At 54.0% G+C, this 19,981-nt stretch carries 20 protein-coding genes; 9 read left to right on the top strand and 11 right to left on the bottom strand.

The annotated features are described in order from the left end of the window. Positions 1–356: 356 nt before the first annotated feature. Entirely contained in the window at positions 357–890 is a 534-nt protein-coding gene (locus DZE2538_RS11070) for a hypothetical protein (RefSeq protein ID WP_038916345.1), read from the top strand. 83 nt (positions 891–973) lie between these two features. Here DZE2538_RS11070 and DZE2538_RS11075 read toward each other — a convergent pair whose 3' ends face one another. From DZE2538_RS11075 to DZE2538_RS11110, 8 genes are all read right to left on the bottom strand, one after another. Then, entirely contained in the window at positions 974–1,315 is a 342-nt protein-coding gene (locus tag DZE2538_RS11075; protein WP_038916346.1) for a GlpM family protein, read from the bottom strand. 234 nt (positions 1,316–1,549) lie between these two features. Then, positions 1,550–2,038 carry an Hsp20 family protein gene (locus DZE2538_RS11080; protein ID WP_023639924.1) on the bottom strand — a complete coding sequence of 163 codons (489 nt, stop codon included), beginning with the start codon at positions 2,036–2,038 and terminating at the stop codon, positions 1,550–1,552. A 196-nt stretch (positions 2,039–2,234) separates the two neighbouring features. Beyond that, entirely contained in the window at positions 2,235–3,542 is a 1,308-nt protein-coding gene (locus DZE2538_RS11085) for a purine-cytosine permease family protein (protein ID WP_038916347.1), read from the bottom strand. Between the two features lie 212 nt (positions 3,543–3,754). After that, positions 3,755–4,762 (bottom strand): 5-oxoprolinase subunit C family protein, encoded by a 1,008-nt coding sequence (locus DZE2538_RS11090; RefSeq protein ID WP_038916348.1) that lies wholly within the window; start codon positions 4,760–4,762, stop codon positions 3,755–3,757. After that, a complete protein-coding gene (locus DZE2538_RS11095) occupies positions 4,749–5,633 on the bottom strand; it encodes a 5-oxoprolinase subunit B family protein (protein ID WP_023639927.1) in 885 nt (294 codons plus the stop codon). The genes DZE2538_RS11090 and DZE2538_RS11095 overlap by 14 nt, the downstream gene beginning before the upstream one ends. 1 nt (position 5,634) lies before the next feature. Then, complete coding sequence (locus DZE2538_RS11100) at positions 5,635–7,023, bottom strand: acetyl-CoA carboxylase biotin carboxylase subunit (RefSeq protein ID WP_038916349.1); 1,389 nt, start codon at positions 7,021–7,023, stop codon at positions 5,635–5,637. Between the two features lie 53 nt (positions 7,024–7,076). Next, positions 7,077–7,325: an acetyl-CoA carboxylase gene (locus DZE2538_RS11105; RefSeq protein WP_019845612.1), complete on the bottom strand. Its 249-nt coding sequence runs from the start codon at positions 7,323–7,325 to the stop codon at positions 7,077–7,079. Positions 7,326–7,354: 29 nt separating this feature from the next. After that, positions 7,355–8,137, bottom strand: a complete 783-nt coding sequence (locus DZE2538_RS11110) for a 5-oxoprolinase subunit PxpA (protein ID WP_023639929.1) — start codon at positions 8,135–8,137, stop codon at positions 7,355–7,357. A gap of 127 nt (positions 8,138–8,264) precedes the next feature. Here DZE2538_RS11110 and DZE2538_RS11115 point away from each other — a divergent pair, with 127 nt between their 5' ends. After that, positions 8,265–9,179: a LysR family transcriptional regulator gene (locus tag DZE2538_RS11115; protein ID WP_012885090.1), complete on the top strand. Its 915-nt coding sequence runs from the start codon at positions 8,265–8,267 to the stop codon at positions 9,177–9,179. On the opposite strand, the gene DZE2538_RS11120 is transcribed toward DZE2538_RS11115, so the two are convergent. Then, entirely contained in the window at positions 9,176–10,357 is a 1,182-nt protein-coding gene (locus DZE2538_RS11120) for an MFS transporter (RefSeq protein WP_023639930.1), read from the bottom strand. The two genes, DZE2538_RS11115 and DZE2538_RS11120, sit on opposite strands and share 4 nt — an antisense overlap. Positions 10,358–10,453: 96 nt before the next feature. Between DZE2538_RS11120 and DZE2538_RS11125 the strand changes: the two genes are divergently transcribed. Beyond that, positions 10,454–10,948: a MarR family winged helix-turn-helix transcriptional regulator gene (locus tag DZE2538_RS11125; protein ID WP_038916350.1), complete on the top strand. Its 495-nt coding sequence runs from the start codon at positions 10,454–10,456 to the stop codon at positions 10,946–10,948. Positions 10,949–11,017: 69 nt separating this feature from the next. On the opposite strand, the gene ompX is transcribed toward DZE2538_RS11125, so the two are convergent. Continuing rightward, the gene (gene ompX / locus DZE2538_RS11130) at positions 11,018–11,533 is read right to left on the bottom strand and encodes an outer membrane protein OmpX (protein ID WP_023639932.1); all 516 of its coding nucleotides are present in this window, start codon (positions 11,531–11,533) and stop codon (positions 11,018–11,020) included. A gap of 373 nt (positions 11,534–11,906) precedes the next feature. Here ompX and rhtA point away from each other — a divergent pair, with 373 nt between their 5' ends. The 6 genes from rhtA (at position 11,907) to DZE2538_RS11160 (ending at position 18,513) form a co-directional block, all read left to right on the top strand. Continuing rightward, positions 11,907–12,788, top strand: a complete 882-nt coding sequence (rhtA, locus tag DZE2538_RS11135) for a threonine/homoserine exporter RhtA (RefSeq protein ID WP_038916351.1) — start codon at positions 11,907–11,909, stop codon at positions 12,786–12,788. Between the two features lie 463 nt (positions 12,789–13,251). Beyond that, a complete protein-coding gene (gene dps, locus DZE2538_RS11140) occupies positions 13,252–13,755 on the top strand; it encodes a DNA starvation/stationary phase protection protein Dps (RefSeq protein ID WP_019845616.1) in 504 nt (167 codons plus the stop codon). Between the two features lie 501 nt (positions 13,756–14,256). After that, on the top strand, positions 14,257–15,003 hold the full coding sequence (glnH, locus tag DZE2538_RS11145; RefSeq protein WP_012885096.1) for a glutamine ABC transporter substrate-binding protein GlnH: 747 nt from the start codon (positions 14,257–14,259) through the stop codon (positions 15,001–15,003). A 155-nt stretch (positions 15,004–15,158) separates the two neighbouring features. Next, the gene (glnP, locus tag DZE2538_RS11150) at positions 15,159–15,818 is read left to right on the top strand and encodes a glutamine ABC transporter permease GlnP (RefSeq protein WP_012885097.1); all 660 of its coding nucleotides are present in this window, start codon (positions 15,159–15,161) and stop codon (positions 15,816–15,818) included. Then, positions 15,815–16,537 (top strand): glutamine ABC transporter ATP-binding protein GlnQ, encoded by a 723-nt coding sequence (glnQ, locus tag DZE2538_RS11155; RefSeq protein WP_012885098.1) that lies wholly within the window; start codon positions 15,815–15,817, stop codon positions 16,535–16,537. The genes glnP and glnQ overlap by 4 nt, the downstream gene beginning before the upstream one ends. A gap of 233 nt (positions 16,538–16,770) precedes the next feature. After that, entirely contained in the window at positions 16,771–18,513 is a 1,743-nt protein-coding gene (locus DZE2538_RS11160; protein ID WP_038916353.1) for a DUF1349 domain-containing protein, read from the top strand. Between the two features lie 119 nt (positions 18,514–18,632). Here DZE2538_RS11160 and DZE2538_RS11165 read toward each other — a convergent pair whose 3' ends face one another. Further along, complete coding sequence (locus DZE2538_RS11165) at positions 18,633–19,910, bottom strand: acid phosphatase (protein WP_038916354.1); 1,278 nt, start codon at positions 19,908–19,910, stop codon at positions 18,633–18,635. Between the last annotated feature and the right edge of the window lie 71 nt (positions 19,911–19,981).

A 19,981-nucleotide genomic window follows, 5' to 3' on the forward strand; every position in this document is an offset into this window, starting at 1 on the left:
GGGATACTTACAGTATCATGGGGCGAAAAGCGCTAGATTAAGCCAACGAGGTATAACACAGGAAAAACCATGCGGTTTGATGACGGGTTATGGCGCAATAAACTGATTGCCTTGCTGATTATTGTCGTGGTGATTGAACTGCTGTTATTGCTGATCCCTTGGGATCACCGTTGAGTCATGCCACCGGCATTGAGCCATAAGCAAATAAATCGTTCAGAGAATCCGCCAGTCGACGTAAGATAGGTTTTATCATTACCGCCAGGCCCATACGGTTCGTCAGGTGCAAGGCTTATTACCATAGCAATGCAATAACTATAGCAATACAACACCATAGCAACACAATCACGAGGGTTCACATGAACAAGCCACATACCCCCTTGCTGGCGATTGCCTTGTCGCTGCTGTCATTGACGGCGTCCGCCGCCGATGGCTACAAAAACCTGAAATTCGGGTCTTCCGCCGCCACTATCCGGCAACAGGCGAATTGTTCACTGCGCGGCCCGGAGATGATCATGGGCCAGACGGTATACATCTGCCCTGATTTCAATTTTGCCGATAAGAAAACCCAGGCGATCTTCAGTTTCAGCAATGACAAATTCAACCGTATGGCTATCTCTATCACAATGGCCGACCTGCCGAGCGTCGTCGAAGGGTTAAAAAGCAAATACGGCATGACGGCACCGCTGTCCGCCAACGATGTGGATACCTTCATGAACAAGCCCAATACCCGCGTCACCGCCCGGTTCGACAAGAACACGATTACGCTGGTGTTCGACAACGGTATCGATAGCCAGAAGAATATCTACCTGGTGTATAACGCTGAAAACAGTGTCAGCGCCGGTCCGACGGCGGCACCAGCCAGCCGGGGCATCACCAAAGACGACCTGTAATATCGCGCTCCCGGTGTTGAGCACCGGGCTTTTCTTCTCTCTCAGCAACACCGCTATCACGCGGGTTTATCCGATGTGCGGATTTATCCAACATGATAGACACTCCAGACTTTGACCAATACCGCCGCCGAAAGACCCCAGCACACTACCGCCAGTAACAGCGCTGGGGGCAGGCGCATCACACCGGTAAAGTAATAGAGCGATATCAGGTACACCAGATAAGGGATCACCGCCCAAATACCAAACAGAATCGTGGCGCGCAACGCTTCCACACCACGCTCCGTTCCCACGATGTAATGCGCAATCAACGCAAAGGTCGGAAACAGTGGCACCAACCCGGCAATGTAGTAATTACGGGTTTTGGCTAACAGGCCAATCAAAACCACCACGAGTGCGCCCAGCGCCGCTTTTATCAGTAAGGCCATATTGATGATGTTCGGTTATCGGTTTGCTATTCGGCACGTCACACGTCCGCCCTTTCCGCCCTTACTACCCGGCGGCTATTGCTATATCTAACAGAAAAGCCGTGCAAAAACAGGAGGCGTGCTATTTTTCTCAAAACCGCCCGCAAAACGCACAGTAACATCATGAATGATTGAAAAGTAAAAAGCCCCGAGACTCTCGGGGCTACACAGCGTAACGATGGCGAAAAATGCCGGTTAGTGGGCGTGCTCCAGCGCCTTAGACGCCTGTGGATTACGGTTTTCAATGGCGATTTTCTTCGGTTTTTCGCTTTCAGGAATATCCTGCCGAAGGTTAACGGTCAGCAACCCGTTTTCCAGGTGTGCGCCTTCCACCTTGACATGCTCCGGTAGCGAATAACTGATGCTGAAATCCGTGCGATTGATCCCGCGGTAGAGCCAGCCTTCCTGATGTTGCGACGTTTCCGGTACGTCTTCACTGTGTTTGCCGCTAATGGTGAGCTGACCACCCTGTGTATTGATCTCCAATTCCTCTTCGCGCCAGCCCGGCACACTCACCGTAATGCCGTAATGGGTGTCGTCAAGACGACGGATATCGTAGGATGGTGTCGCACTAAGCGGCGTATCTCCCGTCAACTGGCTGAAAAGCCGGTCGATACGGTTGAAACGATCAGAGAACAGTGAGTCGGTAAACGCCGGAAATAAAGACACCGTTTTGAATGCCATGGTTAACCTCCTGAATATATCGTGATACACATTCAAAAGTGCAAACCGCAAGGCAACAGTATTGTCTTGCTTTCACTTCTTCATATAGATCCGTATCCGATTTTTTCAAGGGGATTAGTCAAGAAATCGACCAGCGGAAAACGATGGGCGTCCCTGCCCGGTCAGTGCTGTCTTACACAATGGCGGCGTTGCGGCGTTACCCACGAACGCGATGGCTATCCGGTAACACCCGGTATAGCGCCAGCGCCACCACAAAGGTCACCGGCGCGGAAAATGACTGTAATAGCGCGCTGCCGTGCATCAACGCCACCCCGGCAATCACGCTCAGCAGCCAGGCGATAAGGCCGGTCGGATTAAATGCACGTACCGCTGTTGTGGTCGGTAGGGAACGGCGACCAAGAATATGCGCCAGCGCCACGCCGACCCACGCCACCACAAACACCCCCTGATAGGCCAGCGCCTGCAAAATATAGGCAAAGACATCCGCCAGCATCAGGCCATATACCGCCGCGCCCACCACACAGGCCCAGACAATCTTGCGATGGCGCAACCGAAACAGTCGGTCAAAAAACACCTGCATATTGACGGTAGCCAGATAATAGTTGGCGGTATTGATACGTGTTTGTGTCACCCACACAAACAGTAATCCCCAAAAGCCGAGTAGATTAAGGATATTGACTACGACGGCGGTTTCACTGACGCCATTTTGCTGGGCAAAACTACTGACCAGATAGATACCTACCGCGCCATTGAGCAGGAAGGTAATCAGATAGAACGGCATACCGAAGTTAATGCGCGCATGATACTGACTGTCTTCCTGACGGCCGAAGCGGGCATAATCAAAGGTGTACATCATCAAGATCCACACCCCCATATAGTAGGTAAAACAGTTCCACCACCCATTGGCAGGCGGCGACGCCGGGCCAAACGACAGCCATTGCGGCTGATAGCCATAATGCTGGATAGACACCGCGACCGTCAGCGCCAGGCCTAACAGATAAAACGGCAACAGGACGCCGTTGAATTTATCCAGCCAATGCTGCACGCTGCCGAAGATCAACGGTACGCTGTAGAGCACCACCAGTAATGCCGCCCAGTGGTAATCCAGCGCGGGAAACAGGTGATTAATGGCAAACGCGATTACCGAGCCTTCAAACACGGCGTAATAAATCGCGGTAGAGAAAAAAATCAGCGTCGCCAGAGCTGAACCCGCCTGACCGAATAACTGGCCGGAAAACGCCGCCACCGACAGGCCGCTGCGGATGGCAAAACGACTAATCACCGCATTGATCACACCGTAACACACCACAGAGAGCACCATGCCAATAATGGCATTGCGCGCACCGTAGTTCAGCGCCAGCGATGCACCGACCACAATGTAAAAAATCGCGCTGCACACCGCCCACCAGGCCATGGTCAGCGAGAGCTTACCCATGCGCTCGGCTCCAGACACGGTATCGGCAGGCGTCACCACCTCCCCTTGTACTCCGGATATTTCAGCCATACACCCTCCACAGACCTGTCATTGATGTATCGTTGTTAACGTTAATAACGTGACGTTAATGAGCCTGCTGATGCAGGTTTTAAGGCCGAACACACCCGCCGTGGCGGTAATAACCGCACGGTCAATGATGCATTCGGTATAATCAGACATGCCCCGCCGCCACCGTTGCCCTGGCGTTGGCGCGGGGTGAGAGTTGGCGGGGCCGTCTGAAATCAGTGCGCTAACAGATGTTCCAGCCGCTCAAGGCGGTGGCGATAGTGCTGGCGGGCAAGAAGCGCCTCCTCCAGCGATACCGGCGTAAAGCGAACGCCGTAATGGGGTTGTAACTGCCCGATAAGGTCAAGATCACTGCTGATCACCGTTCCCAACGTCATATACCCCCCGCCGGATACCGCATCTCGCAGCAAAATAATCGGCTCCAACCCACCCGGCACCTGTACCGAACCGATGGGATAACAGGCATCGACGATATTAGAGGGGTCTGATCCGGCACCAAACGGTGGTGTGCGCGGCTCAAACGCTAGCGGTGCGCCACCTTTCAGTCGGTACCCGATACGGTCAGCCTCGGTGCCAACCCGCCAGTCATCAGCAAAAAACTGCTCGACGGCGGCGGGAGTCAGCCGATGGATATACAACCCGGTGACCATACGCAGCGTCACCTGCTTATCGAGCGGCTGAAGGCAATCTGCAGGCACCGTCACACCGGGGTTCACCTGACGGGTCGGTACGCCTATCGGTAAGACATCGTTGGCCGCCAGCCGCCGCCCCTGATAACCGCCCAGCGCGCCCAACGCGTAGGTCGAACGGCTGTCCAACACCTCCGGTACCGCAATTCCCCCGGCTACCGCCAGATAGGCACGACAGCCTGCCGTCGTCGGTGCAAATCGCAACACCTGACCTGACCGCACCGCGAACGCGGTATTCATCGGCATGGTTTCGCCGTCCAGCAACGGCGACATGCGCGCGCCACATACCGCCACCACGGTATCGCCTTCAAACTGTAATTCCGGCCCCAACAACGTCATTTCCAGCACTGCTGCCTGTGCCGGATTTCCCACCAACAGGTTGGCCAGCCGTAGTGAATATTGGTCTAACCCACCGGACGGCGGGATACCGAGATGGTAATACCCCTCGCGCCCGGTATCCTGTACCGAGGTGGCAAGCCCTGGCCGAATAACGTTGACTCGCCCACCCGATAGCTGCCCACTATTGCGCTGCATACAGCACCCCCTGAAGATAGTGTTTATAACCCACCGGGTCGGCGAGGAATTTATCCAGCTCAAACGTGACCGGGCGAATACGCAGGCTGAAGCTGCCCGCTTCCACCGCCTGCACGTCTTGTTCGTAACGGGCCAGATCGATTGGCTTGAACTGCACGATGTCGCCCGCACGGAAAAACACCATCGACGATTGCAAATAATCCAGCCGCTGTTCCGGGTCGTAAATCGGTGCGGGCGTTACGCCAAATAACTGATAGCCACCTGCCCCACGTACCGAGTAGATACAGCCGAAACAGCCGCCATGCCCCAGCGACAGCTTGGGGGTATCAGTACGTGGGCGCAGGTATTTCGGTACCTGAAGCTGTTGTGCCTGCTCTGCCATTTGGAACATGAACGGTAATCCCGCCACGAACCCCACCATCGACACAAACCACGGTGTACCGCTGTGCGCGGCAATAAACGCCGCCACATCCTGATAACCGTTGATACGAGCGGCGTACTCCAGATCAGTAGCGCTGGGGTCCTGATGACGATCGCGAAACCGCATCAGGGTCTCGTGCGTCCAGGGGTCGTTGTACAGCACCGGAATTTCGATGATGCGTGTGTCGAGCACCGTCATCGTTTGCGCCTGACTCTCGGTTTGCCGCACCTGTTCCAGCAGTGCCTGCGGTGCGATGACGTCTGGATTAAAACGCACCTGAAACGATGCGTTAGCAAGGCAAATATCCAGTACGCCGGGCAACGCCTGCTGTTCGAGTGCACGGGTCATCGCCAACCCACGGAAGAACGCCCCCAACGACATCGCTTCATCAATTTCAGCAAACAAGTGCTCATCGCCACCAAAGGTGTACCTGATTTCAGGGAACGTCATCTCAGGCCTCCTTGGTCAGCGGTAGCGCATGAGTCGCTTCCCGCTCCTGTAGCCAGTTTTCCAGCGAAGTGGTATCAAAGCGCCCAGCCCGCACGCGGGGGTCAGCCAACAGCCACTGGTGTAACGATTGCGTGGTCGTGATGCCATCGATTTGCAACTGACGCAACGCCTGTTCGGCACGGGCCAGCGCTTGAGAGCGATCCACCCCTGACACCACCACTTTCGCCAGCAGCGAGTCGTAATACGGTGGAATCCGGTAACCACTGAACACATGGCTGTCGATACGGATGCCGGGACCCTGCGGCCAGGTCAACGAGGTCACTACGCCGGGGCAAGGAAAAAAATTCCGCGCCGGGTCTTCCGCGTTAATTCGCATTTCGCAGGCATGCCCGCGTAAGGCAATCTCTTCCTGACGCAGCGCAAGGGGTTCACCGCTGGCGATACGCAACATCCACTGCACCAGATCAACGCCGGTTACCCGCTCGGTAACCGGGTGTTCAACCTGAATGCGGGTATTCATTTCGATAAAATAGAACTGCTCTCGCTCGGTATCAAACAGGTATTCCAGCGTACCGGCGCTGCGATAGCACAACTGCTGTGCCAGCTGCAATGCGCTACGGCACAGCGCGTCACGCTGTGACGGTGATAATGCCGATGAAGGCGCTTCCTCAAAGACTTTCTGACGTCGGCGTTGCAGCGAGCATTCACGCTCATACAAATGCACCGCCCGTTCGCCATCCCCCAGAATTTGCACTTCAATGTGGCGGGCATGACGAATAAACAGCTCCAGATAGACATCGCCACATCCAAATGCCGCTTTCGCTTCACTTTGGGCGATCGGTAATTCCCGTTTCAGGTCATCCTCGTTATTCACCACCCGAATGCCGCGCCCACCGCCACCGGCGGCAGCCTTAATCAACAATGGATAGCCAATCTCCGTCGCCGCCTGCAACGCCGCTTCCAATGATGACAGCACCCCGGAACCGGGAACGACCGGGACACCGGCAGCCTGTGCCGTGCGCCGTGCGGCAGCCTTGTCCCCCATCAGGCGAATGGTGTCCGCCGTAGGCCCGACGAACACCAGCCCCGCCTGTTCCACCGCATCGGCAAATGCCGCATTCTCCGAAAGAAAACCGTATCCCGGGTGGACTGCATCGGCACCGCAATCCCTGGCGGCATTGAGCAACGCAGCCTGATTCAGGTAACTTTGATCAGCGCGCGCTGGCCCCAATAATACCGTTTCATCCGCCAGACGCGCGGGCAACGAATCGATATCGGCTTCGCTGCAGGCAGCGACCGAGGTGATCCCCAGACTGCGGGCGGCATGAATAATGCGTACGGCAATCTCCCCACGGTTGGCGATAAGCAATTTTTTGATCGGCTGACGCATCGTTGTGGTCCTCCTGATGACGTAGTAATGTCGTTTATAGGGTAGATTTACCGTTATTCATCGATTTTTATGATGGCTATAACCTGCCCCGGTTCCAGCGCATCACCGTTATTCACACAAAACGAGACTAATACCCCTGCCTGCTCCGCATAAATCTCACTAAACTGTTTCATCACTTCGACCAGGCCAATAACGCTATTCGCCGTCACTGGGGTATTCTCTTCAATAAACACCGGGGTGTCTGGGGCAGGCTGACGATAGAAAATACCCGGCAAAGGGGAGCATACTTCATATGTTTTCATTATCTTTAACCCTTATATTTATTGATTGATTACCGATGATTGAAACTATTTTTCAGTGGCGAGCGCACCTGAATATTGGCGTCATTCAATGCTTCTCGCGTGGCTTTAATTAATGACAGCGCACCGGGGGTATCACTATGAATACAGATAGAATCAAACTCGACAGCGATATCCTCGCCGTCAACCGTCGTGACCTTGCCCTCAACACACGCGCGTACGACCTTCGCCGCCACCGCCGTTGGGTCTAGCGCACCGACCCGGCGAGTAAACACGATAGAACCGCTGATGTCGTATTCCCTATCACCATAAAACTCACAAATAACAGGATGTTGCAGATTTTTCGCTTCCTGCCACACCAGGGAACCGTGCAGGCAAAATAACCGCAATTCCGGGTCCAGCCGGTGTAACGCTTCTACAAATTGTTGCGCGGCAACCTGATCGCGGGCCAGATGCATATACAACGCACCGTGTGGTTTCACATGCTGCAACGGTAATTGATGCAGTCGGGTAAATTCCCGCACCGCCCCAAGCTGATACAGAATGTCATTCACCACTTCCTGCGGCTGGCTATGAATATGCCGACGACCAAAACCAACCAGATCGCGAAATCCGGGATGGGCACCCACCGCCACACCACACGCTTTAGCCCATTCAATGGTGTGGCATATCGTTGAAGGATCGCCTGCGTGAAATCCGGCGGCAATATTGGCCGAACTGATATAAGGCATAATCTCCCGGTCAACATCATCACCTATTTTCCAGGGACCGAAGTTTTCGCCCATATCGGAATTCAGATCGATTTCATATTTCATAGTTATTTCTTATTTGTGATGGTTTTGTTTAAAAATAATATAGAACTACAATTTTCCATTCGGAAAGACGTATTTTCAGAATACTCACTATCTGAAAAACAGAACGCTCATCGATAAGGAACCGGTTATGGTCACACTGCGTCAGATCCGCTACTTCATCGCCACCGCCGAGATGGGCCAAATCTCACAGGCGGCGATTCATCTCAACATTTCGCAGTCGGCGGTTACGACCGCTATTCAGGAGCTGGAACACCTGCTGGGGAAACCGCTGTTCCTACGCTCGGTACACGGTATGACGCTGACGGAAAACGGCAGTTACTTCCTTAATCACGCTTATGCGGTGCTGCGCAGTGTGAACGACGCCATGAACATTCCGTTAACTGACAACCGGATCAGCGGCTCACTGAATATCGCCGCCAGCTACACGGTCATGGGCTACTTCCTGCCTTTTCACCTGCAACGGCTGTCTGACGGTTTTCCACACGTCACCTTGCATCTCAACGAACGTGAGCGGCAGGATATCGAATTGGGGTTACTGGACCGCTCGTTGGATCTGTCGTTAGTGCTGACGGCTAACCTCACGCATCCGGAAATTACCTCAGAAACCCTGTTTAATTCCGAGCGACGTTTATGGCTGCCCAGTCGGCATCCTTTGTGTGATAAAGCGGAAGTGAGCCTGGCGGATGTTGCTGACGAGCCTTTTATCATGCTGACCGTCGATGAGGCGGACCACAGCGCGATGCGCTACTGGGAATCCAGCGGACACCGCCCGAAGGTGATGTTACGCACCAGCTCGGTGGAAGCGGTGCGCAGCATGGTGGCGAATGGGTTAGGTGTAGCGATACTGTCTGATCTGGTGTACCGCCCCTGGTCGCTTGAGGGGCGGCGTATCGAAACCCGTTCACTAAAAGACAAGGTTCACCCGATGAGCGTCGGGCTGGCCTGGTACCGTGACGCCGAGTTTACCCCGGCCATGCAGGCGGTTCGGGAATATTTCCGTAATCTGTTCCTGACACCGCAGTTGGCCTTTTCACGCCGTTAAGCTGATGCCGGAACCGGATGACGTGGGCCAAAACGCAGTGCCATCAAGATCAAGACGACAACACCCGCCGCCATGATAAGCCAGGCTTGATTCAGCCCACTGGTGTGTTGCCGGATAAATCCTGCCAGCAGCGGCATCAGACTGGCTATCAGATAACCACCACCTTGCACAAACCCCATCAGCGCCCCGGCCTGACGCGGATCGTCCACCTGATCCAGCGCGATAATCAGCGACAGTGGAAACAACGCACCGATCCCCAACCCCAGCGCCACCATAATCGGCAACACCAGCGTCAGCGGTGCCAGTATCAGGCCCGCCATGCCCAACAGCAGTAACAGCAACACCGGCAACAACAGATAGCGCCGGTCAGGAACATGGTTGATAAGCCACGACACCAGCAACCCGGCCACCACTTCCGTCAGCGTCAGCCCGCCCAGTAGCAGCCCACTGTGGGCAGAACTCCAGCCAAGCTGGGTGTAGTAAGGTGGCAACCAGGCCAGCACCAGCGTGTAGGCGGCCGTGCCGATACCAAAAAAGATCATCAACGCCCACGCCCGGCTACGCGACAATGTGGTAGCCGCCTTCGTGTGCGGTGCGTTATTCGGCATCGGATTGAGCGACACCGTGATCATCCAGGCCATGGCAGCCAGCGTTGCCAAACCGCCCCAGATTGCCAGCGCACCATCCCAATCCATCACATCGGCCAGCGGAGAGACACTGGCAGCCGCCAGCGCAGCCCCCGCCATAATCGCCGTGGTGTACAACCCCATCAGGCGACTGCTTTGTTGGCTAAAGCTACGGCGCAGGAACGACGGCATCAATGCCTGAATCAACGCAATACCGATACCGGCTAACGCCGCGGTCAGCAGTAACCCGGCCGTACCGGTTAACCAACAACGCAGCAGGCTGGCAACCGCAATGCCGACAATGCCGATCCCGATCCCACGGTATTCACCCACCCTGGCCTGCAACCACCCACCATATAAGGCACAAATCCCCATCGCGAACACCGGCAGCGTTGTCAGCAGGCCCGCCTGCGTATCCCCCATGCCAGTATCCGCCTGAATACGCGATAGCAGCGGCCCAATACCGGCCAGCACCGGACGGAGGTTAAGTCCCAGTAACATGACGGTAATAACGACAAAAAATAGTGATCTGGCACGAATTGCGTGTGACATAGCGCTCCCTGTGGCTCCTGATACTTGAGCAATGATACATTTTACCCATAGAATATCTTCACAAAAAGAATCTTAACGTCAAGATAAATTACACGCATGACTGATCGAGCAGATAACGCATATGAGCAATGGCAGCGGGAAAGACCGGATATAGATCCGTTCCCGATGCAACTGGTGGGAAGGCTGTTTGAAGCCTCGTTGCGGCTGGAACGAGATCATCTTAACCCGCTGTTTGCACAGTTCGGCCTGCGTCCCGGTGAATTTGATGTACTGGCCACATTGCGACGTAGTGGCGCACCTTATGCCCTGACCCCCACGCAACTGTACGAAGCGCTGATGATGTCATCAGGCGGTATGACCAACCGTATCGACCGGCTGGAGCAGGCACAATGGGTCGTGCGTCAAAGTAACCCGCAAGACCGACGCGGCACCCTGGTGAGGTTGACAGAAAAAGGACGGGAACAGGTCGAAGCAGTGCTGACGCAGCATATTGATAACGAACGGCAACTACTGGCATCACTGGATGCAGAAGAACAGCAACAGCTGAATGTGTTGCTCAAGAAATTACTGGCCGGTTTGCCACAGCAATAAAAAATCCGCCCGTTTGGGCGGATTTTTAAGCGTACGGTGGTTACACCGCACCTGTCGCACTGGGTGCGATTAGAAACGGTAGCCTACGCCAACGTTCCAACTGCCCACGTCAACGCTGCGGATGCGGCTCTGTTCGTAGCCAACATCAAAGGCAACGTTCTGAACCGGGTTGAACTGCAGGCCGGCACCATATACAAAACCAGCATCGCTGGTGCGGTTGTTGGAAGAACCGTCAGTGTTGTTAAAGGTGAACTTGCCAGCGCTCACACCCACCAGACCGTAGATGCTTGCCCAGTCATTGAAGCGGAAAGACGGACCCGCGCTGAAACCGTAGTACTGGTTCTTGTTGTAGGTGGAGTCAATAGTCTGGCTGTCTTGCAGGTAAGTGAAAGAACCTACCACGCCCAGTTGGCTATTATCGAACTCGTAACGGTACTTCAGGTTGAAGCCTGGCAGTTTGTTCTGCACGCTCTGAGCGTCGCCCTGAGCATAACCCAGAGTAACAGTACTTTCACCAGCGACAGCAGAACCAGCGCTTACAGCCAAAACACAAGCTAAAGCGGAAAGACACGCGATTTTTTTCATAATATGCCTCGAATTTATCTTACCAAAGAAGATTTAAGCGAGGTAAATATAACAAAAAATTAGGGCACATGCTGCCTGGTTATTATTTTTCAATTAGGGTAAACATGTAACAATTTTTTTCAAAAACGAGTTAATTGACTGTTTTAAAACAAAAAACAAAGTTCAATTTTGCATGAAAAAATAAATAACAGGCCGCGCTTTGATGCAGAGTTTTCTTAATTTTTTGATTAATTTTCAGGCTGATTTTATATCAAAAAAAAGATTTTCAAAGTGAGAGTAAATTAAGGTCAACAAGAGTAAACTAAGCGAGAATAATTTGTTCATTTATTGCCTGCTTTTTCCGTATTGCCCCACTGAATGTTAAGGCCCTGCAATGACCTTGATTTCCGCATTAAAAAACTCTGTTCTGTTGCCGGTATTACTGCTAATCATCGCCATGCTGTCCATCCAGACGGGGTCCGCATTAGCCAAAACCGTCTTTCCACTGATCGGCGCATCCGGCATGACGGTGCTGCGTCTGGCGATAGGCTCGCTGATTTTACTGATAGCGTTCAGACCCTGGCGACTACGCACAGCTTCCAACCGGTTGCCATTGTTGATTTATGGCATCACGCTGGGCGGCATGAACTATCTGTTTTATCTGGCGGTGCGCACCGTACCGCTGGGTATTGCCGTAGCGTTGGAATTCACCGGGCCACTGGCGGTAGCAATACTGGCCTCACGCCGGGTGCTGGATTTCGTGTGGATAGCGCTAGCCGCCGCCGGGCTGTGGCTGCTGTTACCGCTCGGCCAGCACGTCAATAATGTCGATCTCACCGGTGCGGCTTTCGCCGTGGGCGCAGGGGCCTGCTGGGCAGGCTACATCCTGTTTGGCCAAAAAGCGGGTGCCAGCCACGGTGCCGGTACTGTCGCGATGGGTTCGCTTATCGCCGCGCTGGTATATTGCCCGATAGGGCTGCTGTTTTCCGATATCAGCAGCTTATTGTCGATGAAAATCTTACCCATCGGCATTGCCGTGGCGGTACTGTCTACCGCCTTACCCTACACATTGGAAATGATGGCGTTGACCCGGCTGCCAACACGCACCTTCAGCACATTGATGAGTCTGGAGCCTGCGGTAGCAGCCTTATCCGGCATACTGTTTTTGAATGAGCACCTGACGCTCACGCAGTGGCTGGCGCTGGCATTCATTATTATTGCGTCCCTGGGCACCACGCTCAGCGTAAAAACGCGTAGCGCCTCTGCCACATCCTAGAACATCAGCTGTCAGTATTGCCCTGCAATACTGACTCACCATTGCGGTGTCACTCTGGCTAAAAAATAATTTCCCACCGCTCATCCGGCTGGGAAATAGTGCGTTGGTTATCTTCACTGCCGTCGGTCGCGAGTGTCATTCTTCGCTGATGTGTTATTAGCCACCGCATTCAGAAAATCAGTGGATTATTCCCATAGCACTAAATGTGAAGTTAATCTTCTTGTTTTCGTTATCAGGCTGGCAACGTAAATCATTCGCCCTCCTTCTCCGATCTTCTTTCGCTTTTTTTAGCGCGTGATGTGAGCGATAAATAACATGCCAACGGCGCGTTATTTCTCACTGACTGAAGCTATTCCTGTAATAGACCGAACTGAGCATCCCCGACTGATATCGACTGTTATAATTCTTTTCGTTGAAAGCCAGACTCATTATCAGCAACAGAAGAAATAAAGAGGATAACACTATGCGTACAGCCAAACTGGTAAAAGCAGCCTCTGCTGACCTTATTTTCACCCGTAACGATCTGGACGATAACGTTAAAGCCTCGACCATCGCCCTGCTCAACCAGCTGGTCGTGGACTTTACCGATCTGTCGCTTATTACCAAACAGGCGCACTGGAATATGCGTGGCGCAAATTTCATTGCCGTACATGAAATGCTGGATACCTTCCGCACATCGCTGGTGACCCATCTGGATACTTTCGCCGAACGCGTAGTGCAATTGGGCGGCGTGGCAACCGGCACAGTGCAGGTCATCCATCAGAATACGGCGTTAGCCAGCTACCCACTGACGCTCCACAGCGTGCAAGACCATCTGAAAGCATTGGCGGATCGCTATGCCATTGTTGCTAATGCGGTGCGTAAAGCCATCAGCCAGGCGCAGGACGAAGATACCGCCGACATGCTCACTGCGGCTTCCCGCGATCTGGATCAGTACCTGTGGTTCATCGAAGCTAACATCGAATAATTCATCAATCCCCACCGGCGGTTCTGCCGCCGGGTTTCCCCTACGATTGTCAGCACGTCCCCTTCACCGTTGTTCTCTCTGCCCCATTTTTCACGATTCTGACACCATCACACATCGTGAAATAATATGCATTTTTTTTGCATCACTACTCAAAATGCATGTATGGTAGCCAAAAAATGTACAAAAAATTAGCGCTTGTTAGCAATATTACCTTTTGAACGTAATCAACGGTTGTGTCCCCTGCACAATTCAGTTATTCATAGCAGCGCGTTCCATAGGCGTTTCTGATGGAAGCACCATAATTATTAGCGGGTCTACCCGTCCTGTTTTGGCAACGACTCCCCCTGTTTTCTCCGCCGCACCGTCAACGGCAGCACGGCGGGCGACCCTAGCCGATGCCGTGCCATCAGCGTCATACCGACATGCCGGAGCAGGTGCAACACACCTGTGAGGTGCGGTGAGACAGTGGAATATATAACCAACGAGAGGAAGGACGTTTTGATGAAATCGTTATTTAAATCTTCACTGGCCGCATTAGCGCTGGCCTTCAGCCTGTCCGGTCAGGCCGCCGAGAAGCCGCTCATCGTAGCAACCGATACAGCATTCGTACCGTTTGAATTCAAGCAAGGCGACAAATATGTCGGTTTTGATATCGATCTGTGGGATGCCATCGCTAAACAGCTGAACCTGACCTATACCCTGAAACCGATGGATTTCAGCGGGATCATCCCGGCACTGCAAACCCGCAATGTGGATCTGGCGTTGGCTGGCATCACCATTACTGAAGAGCGCAAGCACGCAATCGATTTCTCAGACGGTTACTACAACAGCGGCCTGCTGGTGATGGTGCGTGCCGACAATCAGGACATCAAAGGCGAGCAGGATCTGGCCGGTAAAGTCGTGGCAGTGAAGAGCGGCACCGGTTCTGTCGACTACGCGAAAGCCAACATCAAAACCAAAGAGCTGCGTCAGTTCCCGAACATCGACAACGCCTATCTGGAACTCGGCACTAACCGCGCCGATGCCGTGCTGCACGACACGCCGAATATCCTTTACTTCATCAAAACCGCAGGCAATGGCAAGTTTAAAGCGGTAGGCGATTCCATCAAAGCACAGCAATACGGTGTGGCGTTCCCGAAAGGCAGCGACGACCTGCGCAACAAGGTGAACGCGGCGCTGAAAACCCTGCGTGACAACGGCACCTACGCCACTATCTACAAGAAATGGTTCGGTACTGACCCAAAATAAGAAGCGGAAACACAACACGCGTGCTGAGCAGGCGTGTTACCTGGTTAACGACATACCAGGTTGAGTAACGTATCCGCTTAATAGCATTGAGGGTGCCGTCGGCCAGACCGTTCGGCACCTTGCTATTACAGAATGATTATTGCTGGAGAATGTTCATGCAGTTTGACTGGAGTGCCATCTGGCCGTCCATCCCGCTTCTGCTGGAAGGGGCGAAAATGACCCTGCTGATTTCGGTGCTGGGTCTGCTGGGGGGGCTGATAATTGGCGTACTGGCAGGGTTTGCCCGTGTTTACGGCGGCTGGCTGTCCAACCGTATCGCGCTGGTATTTATCGAAATCATCCGCGGTACGCCGATTGTCGTACAGGTGATGTTTATCTATTTCGCGCTGCCGATGCTGCTCACCTCGATACGCATCGACCCGTTTAGCGCGGCTGTGGTCACCATTATGATCAACTCGGGCGCTTATATCGCGGAAATCACCCGTGGCTCGGTGTTGTCTATCCACAAAGGTTTTACTGAAGCGGGTCTGGCGCTGGGGTTATCCCGTCGTGACACCCTGCGTCATGTTATCGCGCCGCTGGCGTTGCGTCGCATGCTGCCACCACTGGGTAACCAATGGATCATCAGTATTAAAGACACCTCGTTATTTATCGTCATCGGCGTTGCAGAGCTGACCCGTCAGGGACAGGAAATCATTGCCGGTAACTTCCGCGCACTGGAAATCTGGAGTGCAGTCGCCATCATCTATCTGGTGATAACGCTGGTGTTGAGTGCCGTTTTACGCTGGCTGGAAACAAGACTGAAAATTATATGATTGAATTTAAAAACGTATCGAAACACTACGGCCAGACGCAGGTGCTGCACGATATCAACCTGCAAATTAAACAGGGCGAAGTCGTCGTGATTATCGGGCCGTCAGGGTCTGGTAAATCCACCCTGCTGCGCTGTATCAACAAGCTCGAAGAGATTACCAGCGGCGAGCTGGTGGTGGATGGTCTGACCGTCAATAGCCCGAAAGTGGACGAACGACTGATTCGTCAGGAAGCGGGGATGGTGTTCCAGCAGTTCTATCTGTTTCCACACCTGACCGCGCTTGAAAACGTGGCCTTCGGCCCGATTCGGGTACGTGGCGCCAGCAAAGCCGACGCGGAGAAACTCGCTCGCGAGCTATTGGGTAAAGTCGGTCTGGCGGAACGTGCGCACCACTACCCTTCCGAGCTCTCTGGTGGTCAACAGCAGCGTGTGGCTATCGCCCGTGCATTGGCGGTTAAACCGAAACTGATGCTGTTTGATGAGCCCACCTCGGCGCTGGACCCAGAGCTGCGTCACGAAGTCCTGAACGTGATGAAGGATCTGGCTGAAGAAGGCATGACCATGGTGATCGTGACCCATGAAGTGGGATTCGCCCAGAAAGTCGCCTCCCGCCTGATCTTCATTGATAAAGGCCGTATCGCCGAAGATGGTCACCCGGATGAGTTGATTTCCAACCCTCCCAGCGATCGTCTGCGTGAGTTCCTGCAACACGTATCCTGATAGTGCAGTGACGGCGGCCTTGACCAGGCTGCCGTCAGTACTGACTTCTGACCCCTTCTGACTGCCCTTCACTGTTGCTGCTATTATCACCACACGATGTCCGACTATTCCGAGATTGATGCTACCGGATTTGGCATTTTTTCCTGATTCCGATACGCTGCACGAAACGTTTGTCACGCATTATTCATATCACTTTTAAATCAATACGTTATTCAGTTCACCAGGATGTACGCATGAAAACTCCCCGTTCTCGCCTTTCCCGACGCCGATTCAGCGCCCTGCTGGGCGGATTGTTTTTCAGCGCATATGGGCTCGCGGACGACACGCCGCCCACGGTCGATACGCAACAAGGTGCTGGTACCGTCGCCTCATCCAGTACTCCCGCTCTCAGTACTTCTGCTCTCAGTACTTCCACGCTCAATAATTCCGCATTCGATAAAGGCGATCAGGATCTGTCCTATCCGAAGATCAACGGCCTGTACCAGCGACCAGCGACCAGCGGTGTCACGCTGGTCGGTGACAACGACGGCGAAGCGAATAAGTACGTTGAACCGGTTAAAGGCTCAAAAGAAGGAAAGTACCTGTTATTACACGCCGGAGAGCACCTGACTTTGACCGGCCAGGGGTATTTTCTGATGCACTGGGAACTGAACTATTTCAATCATGGCGGCACCTTACTGGCAGACAATGCGCCACTGGTAACTACCTCGCAGGGTTTCATCAAAAAAGTGGCGTTAACCGGCCGTTACGCGCCGGATTACCCTCTTGACGGCGCACCCGGTCGCTCTGCGCTGTGGAACGCCGGTATCCAGACCAGCACCGGCAATCCGCTGGTACCTTTCTCCGTTGGCGCACCAGCTGGTAACGGGGAAATCATGCCCAGTCTGTGGCTCAACGAGATTTTCTATCTGGACGGCACGGCGACCCTCACTCAGCGCGAAGGCCCGGTGGATTACGATATCAGTATCACACCGCTGACGCTGGCTGAGGTGAACAACCGGCTGGCGGCAACGCGCTATCGCATTAACGCTGCCACGCTACGCGACGGTATCTCGTTGGATCCCTATACCGGCGCAGATAAGCCCCCCACCTCACCCGATAGCCTGACGGCAGGCGTTATCTCCAGCTCGGTGGTGCAATTGGACTGGAATGATGGCTCGGACAACGAGCGCGGCTTCGTCGTTGAATATTCGTATGCGGGTACTTTCGGCGAAGGATCCTACGACACCACGCCCCATCACTATGATGCAGGTGCAGTCTATACCAGTGCCAAATCGCTGGGGCCGAACGCCACCTCCATCGAGGTCGGGACGCTGGAGCCCAACACGACTTACGCCTTTCGGGTCAAAGCCTACAATCAAGCCGGAGACTCTGCCTACTCTAACGTGGTCACGGTGACCACACCGCCCGATGCGGCACTCAGCAGCAACTGGACGCAGCAGGATATCGGGAAAGCCGACACACCCGGTTCCGCCAGCGAAGATCATGACGTGATCGCTTTGCAAGCGCACAACGGCGATATGTGGGCTGAATCTGACAGTGTGCATTTTGTGTATCAAAAACTGAAAGGCGACGGCAGCATTACCGCGCGATTGATAGACCTGCGCTATAGCGACCCTTACGCCAAAGCCGGTGTGATGATGCGTAATACTCTATCTGACAGCAGCGCTTACATGCTGACTGGCTATATCGCCTCATCCGGCGCGATGTCGCAATGGCGCAGTAAAGAGGCCAGTGCCACGGGCAGTCGGGGACGGTTTGCCAAATCTGAAAGCGGCAGTCAGCCGACCTGGTTACGATTGACTCGTGATGGCAACGCCTTTATCTCTGAGGTATCCAGCGATGGGCAGAGCTGGACTACGCTCAATAAAGTCATCAATCAAAACATGAACGATACGCTGTACGTCGGGCTGGCACTCTCGTCACGCCACAATAATGGGAAAGTCAGCTTCGATAACGTGAGTATTGAGCGCTAGTCGCCCCCATTGAAGTTGGTTATACCATTGCAGTTGGGTATAGCCACAAAAAAAGAGAGGCGTGAATCTCGCCTCTCTTCATCACTCACCATGATTTCCCTCCGTGAAGAGGGAATTCTTTATTTCTTCGCGGCTTCCACCGCGTCATGCAGGTTCAGGCGCTGCCAGAAATTGGCATCCACCCCACCAGCGGACAACGGATAACCGTCAGCAATGGCGGTTTTTACCATCAAGGCACGACGTTGGGCAGCGCTCAATTGAGGCAATGGCCCTTCCAGCAACACCTCCGCGCCTTCCGGCACCTTGACCGACTGGGCTTTCACCTTCGCCATCGGCAGGTTGTACGTCATGGTGTAACGGTAGAATGACTTCATGGCCGGGTCGGTGTAAGGGTCGTTTTTACCCTGCGGTTTGGCACATTCCGCCACTGTCGTGCCACAGGCTTTTTCCAGCGCGGTCCGCAACTGGGCTTTCGCCTCGTTGAACAACACGCGGTATTTCGGATCATTGAGGAAATGCGCCACGCTACGCTCGGCGGTCATGCGTCCACCGATGACATCCAGCGGGTAATGTACCCCCAACACCAGACGGGAATATCCGTAGGTGGCGGCACGATCGAGCAGCGGCACAAAACGTTCCGGCAGCATCTGCGCCAACAGCAGTGCATCGTTATAGCCGCCATTGGTATGCCCGCTCGGGAATGAACCACCCGACGCCGTGTAAAGCGCATTGTCCGCTACGACAGCGGTATCCGGTACCAGATGGATGCTGTTACCCTCGTGTCTGAACGGGCGCGGATAGTTAAACGCGTTTTTCGCCGCAGAGGTACTGACGTTGGTGGCTTTAATCAACGCAGCGGCTTTGCCGATTTCACCTTTCTGGTAGACAGCAAGAAACGCCTTGCCCAATTTCGGCCCCAGCGCCTCTGCCAGCGCATACAGATAGCGGGTATTTTCAGCATCAATCAGCGCTTTCTGGCGCAATGCCAGCGTCGCTTCCAGATTAATGCGCTCAACGGTCGCCAGGTTTTTCGCTAACACCTCGGCAGGCAGGGTTCTGAACCCTTCCAGCAATTTAACGCTGGCCTGCTGCTGGTCTTTCGGGTTGAACGCGTAACCGGTGGCTTTCAGCCATTTCATATCACCCTGCGGTTCCCCCTGATCCGGCGCTTTATCCAGCACGGCGCGTGTCAGCTTTGGCGCGGTTCCCTGTAGGGCTTTTTGCAGGTACTGCTGCACCCGTTGCTGCATTTCAATCACCGGCGCACTATTGCTGGCCTCGGTGGTCGTTTGCAGCAGGCTTATCTGCGGCAATTGGGTGTCACTACGTGAAGCGGCTTGCGTCTGGGCTGTCGCCAGTGAGCAAACCACCGCCATAAACACGTAAGAATAGCGCATGATATGTCCTTTTTTATTGTCACGGATTATCGTCAAAGACAAGAAACAGCATCAGCCTAAGCGCTGCTGAT

Source organism: Dickeya zeae NCPPB 2538 (genome assembly GCF_000406165.1).
Lineage (GTDB): Bacteria > Pseudomonadota > Gammaproteobacteria > Enterobacterales > Enterobacteriaceae > Dickeya > Dickeya zeae.

Coding starts and splice junctions, on each gene's coding strand:
- DZE2538_RS11070 (WP_038916345.1), top strand. CDS start 357: ATGAACAAGCCACATACCCCCTTGCTGGCGATTGCCTTGTCGCTGCTG.
- DZE2538_RS11075 (WP_038916346.1), bottom strand. CDS start 1,315: ATGGCCTTACTGATAAAAGCGGCGCTGGGCGCACTCGTGGTGGTTTTG.
- DZE2538_RS11080 (WP_023639924.1), bottom strand. CDS start 2,038: ATGGCATTCAAAACGGTGTCTTTATTTCCGGCGTTTACCGACTCACTG.
- DZE2538_RS11085 (WP_038916347.1), bottom strand. CDS start 3,542: ATGGCTGAAATATCCGGAGTACAAGGGGAGGTGGTGACGCCTGCCGAT.
- DZE2538_RS11090 (WP_038916348.1), bottom strand. CDS start 4,762: ATGCAGCGCAATAGTGGGCAGCTATCGGGTGGGCGAGTCAACGTTATT.
- DZE2538_RS11095 (WP_023639927.1), bottom strand. CDS start 5,633: ATGACGTTCCCTGAAATCAGGTACACCTTTGGTGGCGATGAGCACTTG.
- DZE2538_RS11100 (WP_038916349.1), bottom strand. CDS start 7,023: ATGCGTCAGCCGATCAAAAAATTGCTTATCGCCAACCGTGGGGAGATT.
- DZE2538_RS11105 (WP_019845612.1), bottom strand. CDS start 7,325: ATGAAAACATATGAAGTATGCTCCCCTTTGCCGGGTATTTTCTATCGT.
- DZE2538_RS11110 (WP_023639929.1), bottom strand. CDS start 8,137: ATGAAATATGAAATCGATCTGAATTCCGATATGGGCGAAAACTTCGGT.
- DZE2538_RS11115 (WP_012885090.1), top strand. CDS start 8,265: ATGGTCACACTGCGTCAGATCCGCTACTTCATCGCCACCGCCGAGATG.
- DZE2538_RS11120 (WP_023639930.1), bottom strand. CDS start 10,357: ATGTCACACGCAATTCGTGCCAGATCACTATTTTTTGTCGTTATTACC.
- DZE2538_RS11125 (WP_038916350.1), top strand. CDS start 10,454: ATGACTGATCGAGCAGATAACGCATATGAGCAATGGCAGCGGGAAAGA.
- ompX (WP_023639932.1), bottom strand. CDS start 11,533: ATGAAAAAAATCGCGTGTCTTTCCGCTTTAGCTTGTGTTTTGGCTGTA.
- rhtA (WP_038916351.1), top strand. CDS start 11,907: ATGACCTTGATTTCCGCATTAAAAAACTCTGTTCTGTTGCCGGTATTA.
- dps (WP_019845616.1), top strand. CDS start 13,252: ATGCGTACAGCCAAACTGGTAAAAGCAGCCTCTGCTGACCTTATTTTC.
- glnH (WP_012885096.1), top strand. CDS start 14,257: ATGAAATCGTTATTTAAATCTTCACTGGCCGCATTAGCGCTGGCCTTC.
- glnP (WP_012885097.1), top strand. CDS start 15,159: ATGCAGTTTGACTGGAGTGCCATCTGGCCGTCCATCCCGCTTCTGCTG.
- glnQ (WP_012885098.1), top strand. CDS start 15,815: ATGATTGAATTTAAAAACGTATCGAAACACTACGGCCAGACGCAGGTG.
- DZE2538_RS11160 (WP_038916353.1), top strand. CDS start 16,771: ATGAAAACTCCCCGTTCTCGCCTTTCCCGACGCCGATTCAGCGCCCTG.
- DZE2538_RS11165 (WP_038916354.1), bottom strand. CDS start 19,910: ATGCGCTATTCTTACGTGTTTATGGCGGTGGTTTGCTCACTGGCGACA.